Here is a 13,582-nt window from a genome sequence, read left to right as displayed (position 1 = left end):
AGTCTTTGCTAGTAATGTCTAGCAAAGACTTTTTTAGAAGAAAATAAATTTTTTCTTTGGGCGTAAATATGAAAATCCTTCTCCTAATTGTTCTTGTGCAGTAATGATAGAAACAAATGCTTTAGGATCAATTTCTTGAATAATATGTTGTACAGCACTGACCTCAGATGGATCAACAACAGCATAGACAACACGTTGCTCGCGATGTGAATAACCGCCTTCAGATTTCAATAAACTTGTACCACGTTCTAATTCAGCCATGATGGCATGTGATATTTCTTCAGGATAATCTGTGAAAATCATAAACGATCGTGCGCTATAAGCGCCTTGCTGCGTTAAACCAACAACTTGCGCAAATACAAACGAAGCAATTAACGTGTACATCATGTGTATGACATCAATATAAATTAAAGACATTAATAAGACAACAGCATCTAAGGCGAACATGGTACGGCCAATTTGAATGCCTAATTTTTGCTCCGCGATTCTGGCAATAACATCTGTACCACCAGACGTACCGCCAAATCTAAACACTATACCTAAACCAATACCTGAAACAATACCGGCCAACAGACCGGCAATCAACATATCATGGTGAAGTGCTGGGGGCATGGGAAACTTTTGCCAGACATAGAGCCAAAATGATAATGAGATAATGCCACAGATTGTATATATGAAAGACCGACGGCCAAGAACACGATAACCAATAATTAATAAAGGAATGTTTAGAATTAAGTTAGTATACGCAGGATTCCAGTTAAGCAGGGCAAGTAAAATCAGCGTAATACCAGATAACCCACCTTCAGCTAATTGGTTGGTGATATTAATATTAATTAAACTCCAACCATAAAAACCTGTGCCAATCGTAATCATGATGATATCTTTTATTGAAATACGTGCTAAATTTGTATTGTCCATAGACAATTTTTCTCCTCAAATACATTGATTTCATTTTATCATAAAATCAGTTGGCAGGAACGTCTGTAAATTTGGTATAATGGTTTAAATTGAGAGGTGCATATGTCAGATAACAATTATAAACGTCCTAAATTTCATAAAGCAACGCATAGTATACGTCATTTTTTCATGTTAATTGCAGGGATAGTTATTATTGGCTTAGGTGTATTTATTTACCTTGGTTATTCGTCGTCGCCAAAGACGACAGAACCCATTGCCAAAAGAGCTGCTAATAGTAGTACAATTGATGAAACAATTGATTCAAATGTTTCAGAATCTAATGATGAAAGTTCTAACACTACCTCACGGTCGTCTAGCAGCTCTTTACGTGAATCAAGTTCAAGTGCGTCTTCTAGTAGTTCTGATAGCAATCAGGATTCAGCGCATTTGAAAGGACGAAGTATTACAGAAGCAATAGATTGGGCAAAAGCCCATGGCCGTTATTATTCATGGTCGATTACATCTGGTGGTGACAATGCCGTTGTGACTTCAGTGACAGATGATGGTCGCAACATTAATTTTGTTGCATCTGCAAAATAAAATAGTAAGAGAGCATCATATGCCACATAAAATTTTAACGATTGCAGGCTCTGATTCTCTTGCGGGTGGTGGCATACAGGCTGATTTAGCAACTTTTGCTAACTATGGGTACTTTGGATTGAGTGTTATTACGGCAATTGTCACGATAACACCATCAGATTTTAAAATATATCCAGTTGACATTTCAATTATTGAATCACAATTGGAATCGGCGTTAGCGCTAGATGATATTGTGGCCGTGAAGGTCGGTTTGCTGCCTACGCCAGAGATTATAATGCTTGTGACCAAATATTTAGCGCAAATACATGTGCCAATTGTTGTTGATCCAGTGATGGTGTTTAAAGAAACAACACAGGTTAATGCTAAAAATATTGCAAACACTTTAAAAACACAGTTATTGCCATTAGCCACGGTCGTTACGCCAAATTTAAATGAAGCACAAATTTTAGCGAATCAGCAAATTGGTAGTATTAAGGATATGACACATGCCGCAGCTGTTATTGCTCATTTTGGCGCCAAAAATGTGGTCGTTAAGGGTGGCACAAAAATATCTGGCAACCAAGCGGTTGATGTATTATTTGATGGTAAAGCATGTCATATATTCCGACAAAATAAGATACAGACAACTAAGTTATGTCACAATGGTGCAGGATGTACATTATCTGCTAGTCTTGCAGCTAATTTAGGGGAATCACCAGATGTCACGCGTGCATTTAGTGATGCCAAAGATTTTGTTTGGCAAGGGATTAAAAATGGTGTGACATTAAACTCGCAGTTCAGTGATGGTAATGTTTGGCAAGGTGCACGGAGAAGCAATCATGAAACAAAATTTTAATACAAAACAAATGACAATACTAGCAGTTATGATTGCACTGAATGTCGCGCTATCGTACATTGTTAGAATTCCGGTGCCCGCAACAAATGGTTTCGTAAACTTAGTTGAGGCTGGTATATTTCTGACTGCAATGCTTGGTGGTGCACGTAATGGTATGATTGTTGGTGGATTAAGTGGTTTGCTGCTAGATTTACTGGCTGGCTATCCACAATGGATGATTTTTTCATTTCTTATTCATGGTGTAGAGGGGCTAATCGTCGGTTATTTTGGGTACCAAAAGAATCTGATTAGTCAAGTTATCGGTTTGGTTCTTGGATCATTGATTATGATTATTGGCTATTTGTTGGCTGGTGCGTTTTTATACAATTGGGCTGCAGGTTTTGCCTCAATTATTGGCAACATGGCACAAACCGTCATGGGCGTAATTATTGCACTCGTTTTAATCCCAGTATTTAAACGTTTACCACAAATTAATTTTAAAAATTAAAGTAAAAGCGACAGGTTTTTGTCTGTTGCTTTTTCATGTTATGAGGTGCAATTCATGAGATATCATTCTTCACGTACTTTACGTGATAGCGATAGACAACAACTCTATCGCGCGTTGGATGTTTTTAATATAGCGGCTTATTTTGCAACTGCGGATGGCAAAAAAGAGTTGTTTGGGTTCGGTGCACAACAAGAGACTGATGTGCCTGAAAAATTAGCTGGTGACATAATATTTGGTGGGTATGCTTTTGATGACCAAGTCATAGAAAATTCTAAATTAATGAATGGCATTTGGTTTGTCCCCACGATTTTTGTTGAAATTAAGCAAGATAAAATTTATTTTGAATCACATAGTGTGAGTGCTTTTGATAATTGGATCATGCAATTTAAACAGGCAACTACAAAAAATATGATTAGCCGTGATTTGATTGGTGAAATAGATTGGCCAACACGAACGCAAAAGTTAATTGATGTATTAGCTACGGATGAAAAACTCAAAAAAGTTGTTTTTGGCAGGCAACAACAATACGCACTTTCTGAAGCGGTGTTAATTTCAAATTTAGTTCAGGCATTAACCTCTCAAAAAAATACATACCATGTTATTTTAAAATATCAAACGGAATTGTTTATTTCTGCAACACCTGAACGATTAGTTAAGGTGTCGGCTGGGAAGCTAAGAACAGCGGCTGTTGCTGGTACAATTCGTCGTGGCGATACATTAATTGAAGACAGATTGCTCGGCGAGATGTTATTAAATAGTCATAAAAATCAACAAGAGCATCAATATGTTGTCAATAGCATTGATCAAAAGCTACAAGGACTGACAACAAACTTACAGCTACCAGTTCACCCCATCTTATTACAAAATAAGCAAGTACAACATTTGTATACACCAATTGTGGGTGATTTAATTGCCACTTACACAGTGCTTGATGTTGTACGCAAATTACATCCCACACCGGCACTTGGTGGTGTCCCGCAAGAGCAGGCATTGCAGTATATTAAAACACATGAAAAGTCACCTCGTGGCTTATTTGCAGCACCTATTGGTTATTATACGGCACATAATAGTGGCGAATTTGTTGTGGGAATTCGTTCAATGTATGTGAATCAAGCTACACATATGGCCACTTTATTTGCAGGGGCGGGGATCGTTCAAGATTCTAATGTGGCACAAGAATTTAAGGAAACTGATTTGAAATTTGAACCAATGCGCCAACTGCTGAAGAGGTATGCCAATGACAATTAATACACTTACTAAAAATACAAAACATCTGTTGCATGCACTTTATCAAAGTGGCGTTAAACATTTTGTTGTGTCACCCGGGTCACGGACAACGCCAATCGCGTTATTGCTAGCTGAATATGACCGTCAAAATAAGGATATTAAACTATATATTGATGTCGATGAACGCTCGGCGGGATTCTTTGCATTGGGTATTGCTAAAACACTGCAGCAACCAGTGGTACTTTTAGGAACCTCAGGCACAGCGATTACTGAGTACACTTCAGCCGTGGCGGAAGCGCATATTTCTCATGTGCCATTAATTATATTGTCAACGGATAGGCCGGCAGAATTACAGGATAATGGTGCGCCCCAAACGTTACCACAGCATCGCATATTTGGTGAACTGACGAAAAAATTTGTCGCATTTACACTGCAAGATGAACAACCTGATGTCACTGAATACATTGATTTTATGACACAAAAATTGATTCATGAAGCGGTAGATGCACCAAGTGGTCCATTGCAAATTAATTTACCACTGCGTAAACCGTTAATGCCACAATTGCATGAACAAACTACAATTATTGTGCCGCCTTTAAAATTCGATACGATAAAAAAAGATATGATGTCTATGCAACTTTCTGAATCGCATGTCGTTATTTTGGCAGGGCCAAATGAAGGTGTTGACTACCAGTTAGAACTGATCAATTTTTCAAAAAAATATCATGTGCCAGTCATTGCAGACGTGTTAAGCCGTACCCGACAAAAAACAACCATTTATGGTATTGATGCTTTGATTAAGGCCAACAGTTTGACATCAGCTCATCAGCCTGATCTCGTGATTCGATTTGGTGCGACACCGATTTCAGCTAGTGTATTACAATGGTTAAAATCTGAAAATATACCCGTTTGGTCTGTTGATGAAAATGCGAGTGCTGACCATTCAAGGCATATATCACGTGTCTTTCAACTGTCACCAGTCTCATTTTTGTCACAAGTCTCTTTAAACAACGATGAGATGTTTTACCAACTTTGGCAAAATCTGAATCAAAAAACACGATATATTACAGGGGAAGCAGGTATTGCAAGTGTCCTAGATAAGGTATTACCTGAACAAACAGCAGTTTTTGTTGCCAATAGCATGGCTATTCGTGATATGGATGATATTTTTACTGGACAGACAACACAAAATATTTATGCTAATCGTGGTGTCAATGGCATTGATGGTGTTGTATCAACAGCATTAGGTATGAGCAGTACGTTCCAGCAACGTAGCGTGTTACTAACTGGCGATTTAACACTATTCCATGATATGAATGGTCTCATGATGGCACGACAATACCAATTACCAATTGATATTGTCGTGATTAATAACAATGGCGGTGCCATATTTTCATTTTTACCACAAGCAGCGGCAGCGTCTTACTTTGATCTGTTGTTTGGGACACCGCTTAATTTAGATATGTCAAAAATTGCTAATTTATATGATTTAGCATACGTGAAAATACCAACAGCTGAGGCATTAAAACAAGTGCTGTCAACGCCGGTTATTGGACCAAGATTGATTGCATTTGAAAGCGATCGTTCAAATAATGTTAAAGCACATCAACAGTTAATAGGAGGATCAGATGCATGAAAAAATTGTCACTGTAGCTGGTTACGCGTATCGTATTTTCCATCAAATAAATGATGAGGGACCAACAAAATGGGTGTTACTCCATGGGTTTATGGGAACACATCATGATTTTGATACAATTGTAAACCAGTTACCAGGTGAGGTGCTGACTTTTGATTTGTTAGGATTTGGTTTACAAGCTAGTTTTGTAAGTGATCCGACGCGTTTTGAAATGGCAGCACAAATTTCCGATATAAAAGTGATTCTACAAACCTATCAATGGACGCACATTAATTTATTAGGGTATTCAATGGGTGGCAGGTTAGCGCTTGGCTTTGCAATATCATACAATGAGTTGGTTGATCGATTGTTTCTTGAAAGCAGTTCAGCTGGCTTACAATTAGCTTTAGAACGTGAAAAACGACGTGTAGCGGATGATAAAAAAGTCACGCAAATTTTGACAAACTTTAATGAATTTGTTTTAGACTGGGAAAAATTACCACTATTTGCAACACAAAAAGTATTGACTGCGACACAACGTCAAGCAATTAGGGCACAACGCCTAGCGCAACAACCACAAAATGTTGCTAACGCTCTAAAATATATGGGGACAGGCGTACAAACTAATTTTTGGCCTCATTTAACACACTTAAAGATGTCAACTGTCTTACTTGTTGGTGAGTTGGATCAAAAATTTAATCGCATTGCAGATGACATGATTACGCTTTTACCTGATGGACAAAAACACGTGATCAAAAATGCCGGCCATAATACACATGTTGAACAACCGCATCAAGTGATTGAGGTTTTGAAAAATGTACCGTATTGAATCGTTAGAAATGATACCAGTCGCTTTAAAATTAAAACACGCTTTTAAAACGGCGCATAGTACGACTACAAATCGGCCATTGACACTGATTAAACTGCTGGTCGTTAACAGTAGTACTGCTGAAAAAGTAGTTGGCTTGGGGGAAATACAATCTTTTGCTGACTTTAGTTATACGCTCGAAAACCAATCAGTTAGTCGAGAAATTGTGAGTACTATTATTAAACCAGTGATTCAAACCTTATATTTTGCCACACCACAAGAATTTGCCGAAAAGTTAGCGCGCCTGACACCTTTTGGTTCTTTTGCAAAGGCCGGGGTTGAAATGGCTGTTTGGGATGCTGTTGGTAAACTTACAAACCAATCTTTGTCACAAATGATTGGTGGCACAAAGCAAAGCGTGCCAGTGGGGACTGTACTTGATTTAAATGCTAATACGACTGATATTACAGCGGCTATTGATAAGGGTTATCAACGCATCAAAATGAAGATTGACGCGCAATCATTGGACAAACAAAAATTAATGGCGCGTTTGAATTATTTTCCTAATCAACAATTCTCATTAGATGCTAATAGTAGCTTTAATCGACAGACAGCAGAGATTTTTAAGCAATTACCTCAAAATATTGTTTTTATTGAACAACCTTTTTCTGAGAACGATTTTGTTGATCATGCTTTTTTTCAAAAAAGCACAACCCATTTGTTAAGTTTAGATGAAAGTATTAATAGTTTGGATGATATCAATACAATGATTGCGTTACACGCTGCTAAAGCAGTCACCATTAAACAAGCAAAAATAGGTGGCATTACGGCGGCAATACAAGCTATTCAAACGGCTCATGACGCAGGTATTAAACCTTGGATAGGTGGCATGCTGAGCAGTAATTTTGGCCGATCTGTTGATCTAGCGCTTGCCAGTTTACCAAACATTGCTTTTGCGGGAGATATTTCTGAAAGTAAGCATTATTTTGAACAGGATCTTACAGTGGAAACATTTGAAATAAAACAGGGATTAATGACTGTACCAAGACAAGTTGGTCTAGGTGTGACTTTAGATGCCTCTTTTGACGTGTTATAATAGTCTTATAACTTGAAAGGAACAGAATACGTCATGATGAATAATTTTAAATTTCAAAATAAAACGTCTATTCGTTTTGGAAAAGATCGCTTACAAACCGAACTACATGATGCTGTCGCCCAATTTGGCAATAAAGTATTATTGGTTTTTGGTAGTGGCTCAATCAAAAAATCAGGTCTTTACGATCGCGTTATTGACGCATTGTCTGACTTAGATATTGTTGAACTATCAAACATTGCACCTAATCCTAAAATTAGTTCTGTGCGTCAAGGTCAAAAACTTGTAAAGCAGCATGATATTGATGTTGTCTTGGCTGTTGGTGGTGGCTCAGTGATTGATGCTGCTAAAGTGATTGCCTCGTCTAAATTTTATGAGGCAGATCCATGGGATTTAGTAACAAATCCAGCAAAAAGGCAAACAATTGAACAATTACCATTAGTTGATATTCTAACGTTATCAGCGACGGGAACAGAAATGAATGCTGGGTCAGTTATTTCTAACCCAGAAACGAATCAAAAATTAGGAACATATGGTCCTAAAACACCAGCAGTGTCATTTTTAGATCCACAATTGACATACTCAGTTTCAAAATGGCAAACAGCTGCCGGAGCAATTGATATTTTTAGTCATTTGACAGAACAATATTTCGACAATGGTGCCAATGATGTGACGTCAGGCATGATGGAAGGGTTATATCGCGCAGTCATTAAAAATGCGCCGATTGCCTTGGCAGAACCTGATAATTATGATGCACGTGCGACACTCATGTGGACAGCAACAATGGCATTAAATGGTTTAGTGAATGTTGGCAATCAAAATGGCTGGACTGTGCATCCTATAGAACACGAATTATCGGCTTATTATGATATTACACATGGTGTTGGTTTGGGTATTATGACCCCACGTTGGATGAAACGTGTGTTGTCTGCTGAAACCTTGCCACGTTTTGCCCAGTTTGGTCGTAATGTTTGGGAATTGACTGGTACAGATATGGTAGTTGCTGAACGTGCTATTCAAGCCACATTTGATTGGATAAAATCACTTGAGGTGCCAACAACTTTACCTGGTGTTGATATTAATGACGATACACATTTCCAAGGTATGGCTGAAAGCGCTGTGACAGTTGGTCAGTTGAACAACGCAGCATATGTGCCATTACAAGTTGACGATGTGGTGCAGTTATTTAAAGAAGCAATGACAAATCACGGTTTTGTCAAGTAATTAACTTAAGTTAGCAAATCAATGCTAACTTTTTTGTTAGCTCATAATGAGTAACTAATTATAAAACATCTAATCGTGATATACTATATATTAAAGGATTTTAACTATGGATAGCATACACCTTTCACCGCGCTTAAAAGCAGTTGCTGATTTTGTGCCTTTAAATGCCCGTTTAGCAGATATTGGTTCAGATCACGCTTATCTGCCAGTGCACTTACTTCTTAACGACACAATTAATCATGCTATTGTTGGTGAAGTTGCTAAAGGACCACGAGATAATGCTTACCACGAACTAAAAAAACGGCATCTTTTGGGACGTGCTGACGTACGATTGGCTGATGGTTTAGCAGCAATCAATGACAAAGATAACGTTGATACGGTTGTAATTGCTGGTATGGGAGGCATTTTAATTGGTGATATCTTAAAAGCTGGTAAGCAACAAGGGCAGGCGTTTAAAACACTTGTATTGCAGCCGAATACGGATGAATCAGTTGTTCGAGGTTGGCTAAATACACAGCAATATCAAATCATTGATGAAGCGATTGTGCAAGAAGCTAGTCATTTTTATGAAATTATTGTTGCAACAATTGGGACACAACACTTATCTGACCTTGATGTCGTATTTGGACCATACCTCAGAGCAGAAAAAACAGCCACTTTTGTTGCTAAATGGCAAAAAGAGAGTGCGCGGATTGCGCTAATTTTCGATCATTTAAAAGCTGCAGGCAAATCAGATACAGATACGTACAGGCAATGGCAATTACGTTACGATCAGATTCAGGCGGTGATTGCATGATTATTGCAAAAGATTTAATTAACAAAATCGACATGTTTGCACCAAAGTCTCTTGCTGAAGCGGGGGACCCCGTTGGCTTACAAATTGGGGATCCGGGTCAAGTAGTCAATCGTGTTATGACTGTACTTGACGTTCGGCCAGCGGTTGTTCAAGAGGCCATTGCGCGCCATGTTAATTTTATTTGGGCGCACCATGAAGTGATGTTTTTTCCAGCAAAAAATTTGGATCTGAGTATACCACAAAATAAAATGTATGCCGATTTAATCAAACACAATATTGTTGTTTATGCAACACATACTAATTTAGACAGTGCAGTTGGTGGCATGAATGATTGGCTTGCTGAGGCAATTGGCATGCAACATGTCATACCAATAGCAGCCAATGACGATGGCGTAACAGGACTTGGACGCATCGGTTATCTGGCTCACAGTATGACCGTGCAGGCATATGCTGAAAAAATACGCGGTGTGTTCGGCGTTAAAACAGTTCGAATTATTGCCAATGACTTAACCCGACCAATTCAAAAAATAGCAGTACTTGGTGGCGACGGTGGCAAGTTTTGGTCGATAGCTCAAGCTGCAGGTGCTGATGCTTATGTGACAGCCGATGTTTACTATCACGTTGGCCATGACATTTTGGCATCTGACTTTGTAGTCATCGATCCAGATCATCATATGGAAGCCATTGCTAATGCGCACATGGCTGATAAAATAAAATTATGGTTCAAAAATGAGGACACACTGACTGCTTTTCCGACCAATATTAACACGGATCCCTATACTTATCTCTAAAAATAGTGACGTTTAGGCGTCAAAACCCCCAATTATGAAAGGAAAAATGATTTTGACCTTGTGGCGATATTTTAACACTGATCGATCAAAATCATATGATGTCGCATGATAAAAGAAAAATACCCAGATCTGACACAACTTTTTTTGAAATATGTTGCCGTTGACACCCAATCCGATGAAACGTCACAAACAGTGCCTTCATCTGCTAAAGAAGTCGCTTTTTTGGCTAATTTAGCCAAAGATTTAAAAGATATTGGCTTAACAAACATTCGTATAATGCCTGATGGGTATGTGTTTGCTGAACTAGCGAGTAATAGTGTAGATAAAACGTTGCCGACCATTGGTTTTATTGCTCATGTTGATACGGCAGATTTTAATGGTACCAATGTTAAACCACAAATTATTGAAAATTATGATGGGAAGTCCAGTATCAAATTGGGCGATAGTGGTTATACACTGAGACCAACAGAATTTCCAAGCTTGACAAAATATGTTGGACACACTTTAATTACGACAGATGGCACAACTTTACTTGGTGCTGATGATAAGGCAGGCGTGGCAGAAATCGTGACTGCTGCAAAATATCTCGTGTCTCATCCAGATGTTTTGCACGGCGATTTACGCTTTGCTTTTGGTCCAGACGAGGAAATTGGTATTGGTGCAGATAATTTTGATACAGATGCTTTTGGTGCCGATTTCGCCTACACTGTAGATGGTGGGCCAGCTGGTGAATTAGAGTGGGAAACTTTCTCAGCAGCCAGTGCAATAGTTGATATACAAGGGCGTAACGTCCATCCTGGTACTGCCAAAGATACAATGATTAATGCGATCCAAGTCGCGTTTGATTTTCATGCACAATTACCTGAAACTGACCGTCCTGAACATACGACAGACCGTGAAGGTTTTTGGCACGTGATGGCAGTTACAGGTAATCCAGAGTCAGCACAATTACGTTATATTGTACGTGATCATGACCGACATAAATTTGAAAATCGTAAGCAAAAATTATTAGATATTGCGCATCAATTTAATACGGCGTTTGGTCAAGATCGTGTGACTGTCACGCTAAAAGATCAGTATTATAATATGGGAGAAATTTTAAAGGATGACATGCGCTCGGTATCATTAGCTGAAAAAGCGATGCTAGCACTAAACATTGACCCAATTATTGCACCTGTTCGTGGTGGTACGGATGGCTCAAAAATCACATTTCTGGGTTTGCCAACACCTAATTTGTTTGCTGGTGGTGAGAATATGCATGGCCGTTTTGAGTATGTGTCTACGACTGTCATGTCACAAGCAACCGATACGATTTTAAAAATTATCGCATTAGCAAAATAAAATCTGTTAGAGCAATCAAATATGATTGCTCTTTTTGATGTTAATTTCGATTAGCCTTTCAGCGCAGGCACGGTATTTTTGATACAATAGAGTAGACATATTTCTAGAGGTAAACGATGAAAAAAATTTTAATCATGTTAATAACATTAATTGCTGTTGGCATGGCAGCATTTATTTGGCTGAAACAAACTGAACCAGCGATTAAAACTGCTGCACCACAGAAAGCAGCTAAATTAGCCAAAGTAAAGCATATTAATTTGGTTGCATTAGGTGATTCGCTAACAGAAGGTATTGGTGATGATAAACGTGAACAAGGTTATTCTGGTCGCGTTGCAAAAAAAATTGATAAAGCGTACGATGTATCTGTCACCATGTCAAATTTTGGTAAAGCAGGTGACCGGTCAGATCAAATTCAAAAACGTTTGAATGAACAACCTAAATTTCAGCGTGCTGTTAAGCAGGCTAATGTCATTATTTTGACTTCTGGCGGTAATGATTTACAGCAAGCGTTGCTAAAAAATGTGTTTGCAAAAACGCCCACGGAATTAACAGCTGCCATAGTCAGTAGCCAAGCAGCCTATCAAACTAAATTAACCCGACTTTTTCGTGATATTAGAACATACAATCGTCAGGCACCTATTTTTATTTTTGGTAATTATAATCCATTATTTGTTCATTTTCCACAAAGAGAAGACTTGAATCAAGATGTCACGCGCTTTAATACAATTAATCGTCACGTCGCTAAGCAAGATAAAAACAGTTATTATGTTGACGCATTTGATTTAACATTTGGTCAATATCGTACAAAAAAGATGAGACAATCATTGGATCAACAAGCTAAAAAAATGACTAAAAATTCAAATAGTAATCAAGTCATGACAGCTACCTTGATGGGCGAAACGCATGTTAAAAATTCATGGATTAGTGAGACTGATAACTATCATCCGAATGACACTGGTTATAATTATATGTCAACGCAGTTATATCAAGTCATGAGAAAGGAACAAGAAAAATGGTTGATAAAACACTAAAAAGAGCGCAATTTTTAAAACAAAAACAGTCTCCCTGGTTCTGGTCATTTTGGACACTTTTAGGGATAATTTTATTGACTGGTATTTTTTTCTTTGCTATTGCGGCACAACCGGTAGCGATGACAGATAATCGTTCTAAAATTGCTAGTTCCGATGCGACGTTTGATGTGTCACTCAATAAAAAACAAGTTAACGCATTAGTTGCTTATTATTTAAGTGATTCTAATGCAAATGGCTATACTTTTCGTGTTGAGGATAATATTATGATGTACGGTAGTGCCAAATTTCTTGGAGAGAATTTCAAATTTGGCATGATGATGCGACCAGAAATCACAAAAAATGGCAATATTATTTTAACTGCACAAAAATTAGCTATTGGCAACTTACCATTACCAATAAGTGCGGTCATGCAATATGTTAAGTCTAGTTATGATGCCCCAAAGTTTGTGCAAATTAATCCCAAAAAGAAACAAATTTTTATTGATATGACGCAATTACCGGTGACACAAGGCATGTCGTTTCGTGCGAAAGTGATTGATATGAAATCAGATAGCTTTATTTTTGAAGGAGGACTCGCTGGTGATAGGAAGTAATCGTTCATTTTATAATTGGTTGATGACAAACCGCAACGCAGTTTCGGCTAATGAAATACAGCAGTTTGCAAATAATGCTTTTCTAGATTTAACATTTCCAAAGCAAAGTACGGATTTTGATGAAATTTCAAAATATTTGGAAGAGAATACAACATACCTCATGGGCATGACAACATTTGATAAAGCATGGGAACTTTACCATGCTGCAAGCACGTAAATATTAAGATAGGAAATGTATTCACGC

The 13,582-nt window shown here is 38.1% G+C and carries 15 protein-coding genes; 14 read left to right on the top strand and 1 reads right to left on the bottom strand.

Features of this window, described 5'->3' with window-relative positions; translation table 11 throughout:
* Window positions 1-33: 33 nt before the first annotated feature.
* On the bottom strand, window positions 34-918 hold the full coding sequence (locus AB3K24_RS05390) for a YitT family protein (RefSeq protein ID WP_367974170.1): 885 nt from the start codon (window positions 916-918) through the stop codon (window positions 34-36).
* A gap of 102 nt (window positions 919-1,020) precedes the next feature.
* Between AB3K24_RS05390 and AB3K24_RS05385 the strand changes: the two genes are divergently transcribed.
* The 14 genes from AB3K24_RS05385 to AB3K24_RS05320 all read left to right on the top strand — a co-directional run bounded on the left by AB3K24_RS05385 (window position 1,021) and on the right by AB3K24_RS05320 (window position 13,555).
* Window positions 1,021-1,497, top strand: coding sequence for a hypothetical protein (locus AB3K24_RS05385; RefSeq protein WP_367974169.1), 477 nt, complete (start codon window positions 1,021-1,023; stop codon window positions 1,495-1,497).
* Between the two features lie 19 nt (window positions 1,498-1,516).
* The gene (locus tag AB3K24_RS05380) at window positions 1,517-2,332 is read left to right on the top strand and encodes a bifunctional hydroxymethylpyrimidine kinase/phosphomethylpyrimidine kinase (RefSeq protein WP_367974168.1); all 816 of its coding nucleotides are present in this window, start codon (window positions 1,517-1,519) and stop codon (window positions 2,330-2,332) included.
* On the top strand, window positions 2,316-2,819 hold the full coding sequence (locus AB3K24_RS05375; protein ID WP_367974167.1) for an ECF transporter S component: 504 nt from the start codon (window positions 2,316-2,318) through the stop codon (window positions 2,817-2,819). Before AB3K24_RS05380 ends, AB3K24_RS05375 begins: the two co-directional genes overlap by 17 nt.
* 54 nt (window positions 2,820-2,873) lie before the next feature.
* Complete coding sequence (locus AB3K24_RS05370; RefSeq protein ID WP_367974166.1) at window positions 2,874-4,067, top strand: isochorismate synthase; 1,194 nt, start codon at window positions 2,874-2,876, stop codon at window positions 4,065-4,067.
* Window positions 4,057-5,682: a 2-succinyl-5-enolpyruvyl-6-hydroxy-3-cyclohexene-1-carboxylic-acid synthase gene (gene menD / locus AB3K24_RS05365; RefSeq protein WP_367974165.1), complete on the top strand. Its 1,626-nt coding sequence runs from the start codon at window positions 4,057-4,059 to the stop codon at window positions 5,680-5,682. Before AB3K24_RS05370 ends, menD begins: the two co-directional genes overlap by 11 nt.
* A complete protein-coding gene (gene menH, locus AB3K24_RS05360; protein WP_367974164.1) occupies window positions 5,675-6,490 on the top strand; it encodes a 2-succinyl-6-hydroxy-2,4-cyclohexadiene-1-carboxylate synthase in 816 nt (271 codons plus the stop codon). The genes menD and menH overlap by 8 nt, the downstream gene beginning before the upstream one ends.
* Entirely contained in the window at window positions 6,477-7,565 is a 1,089-nt protein-coding gene (gene menC / locus AB3K24_RS05355; protein ID WP_367974163.1) for an o-succinylbenzoate synthase, read from the top strand. The genes menH and menC overlap by 14 nt, the downstream gene beginning before the upstream one ends.
* Before the next feature lie 36 nt (window positions 7,566-7,601).
* Window positions 7,602-8,786 carry an iron-containing alcohol dehydrogenase gene (locus AB3K24_RS05350; protein ID WP_367975580.1) on the top strand — a complete coding sequence of 395 codons (1,185 nt, stop codon included), beginning with the start codon at window positions 7,602-7,604 and terminating at the stop codon, window positions 8,784-8,786.
* A 106-nt stretch (window positions 8,787-8,892) separates the two neighbouring features.
* The gene (locus tag AB3K24_RS05345) at window positions 8,893-9,582 is read left to right on the top strand and encodes a tRNA (adenine(22)-N(1))-methyltransferase (RefSeq protein ID WP_367974162.1); all 690 of its coding nucleotides are present in this window, start codon (window positions 8,893-8,895) and stop codon (window positions 9,580-9,582) included.
* Window positions 9,579-10,373, top strand: coding sequence for a Nif3-like dinuclear metal center hexameric protein (locus AB3K24_RS05340; RefSeq protein WP_367974161.1), 795 nt, complete (start codon window positions 9,579-9,581; stop codon window positions 10,371-10,373). The genes AB3K24_RS05345 and AB3K24_RS05340 overlap by 4 nt, the downstream gene beginning before the upstream one ends.
* A gap of 105 nt (window positions 10,374-10,478) precedes the next feature.
* Window positions 10,479-11,714, top strand: a complete 1,236-nt coding sequence (gene pepT, locus AB3K24_RS05335; protein ID WP_367974160.1) for a peptidase T — start codon at window positions 10,479-10,481, stop codon at window positions 11,712-11,714.
* A gap of 116 nt (window positions 11,715-11,830) precedes the next feature.
* Window positions 11,831-12,745, top strand: coding sequence for an SGNH/GDSL hydrolase family protein (locus tag AB3K24_RS05330; protein ID WP_367974159.1), 915 nt, complete (start codon window positions 11,831-11,833; stop codon window positions 12,743-12,745).
* Window positions 12,727-13,338, top strand: a complete 612-nt coding sequence (locus AB3K24_RS05325) for a YpmS family protein (RefSeq protein WP_367974158.1) — start codon at window positions 12,727-12,729, stop codon at window positions 13,336-13,338. Before AB3K24_RS05330 ends, AB3K24_RS05325 begins: the two co-directional genes overlap by 19 nt.
* Window positions 13,325-13,555, top strand: a complete 231-nt coding sequence (locus tag AB3K24_RS05320) for a YozE family protein (RefSeq protein WP_367974157.1) — start codon at window positions 13,325-13,327, stop codon at window positions 13,553-13,555. The genes AB3K24_RS05325 and AB3K24_RS05320 overlap by 14 nt, the downstream gene beginning before the upstream one ends.
* Window positions 13,556-13,582: the final 27 nt, after the last annotated feature.

The organism is Leuconostoc aquikimchii (genome assembly GCF_040838325.1).
GTDB classification, from domain to species: domain Bacteria; phylum Bacillota; class Bacilli; order Lactobacillales; family Lactobacillaceae; genus Leuconostoc; species Leuconostoc aquikimchii.
Note: the sequence above shows the minus strand (reverse complement) of the source record. Positions and strands in the feature narration are given on the sequence as shown.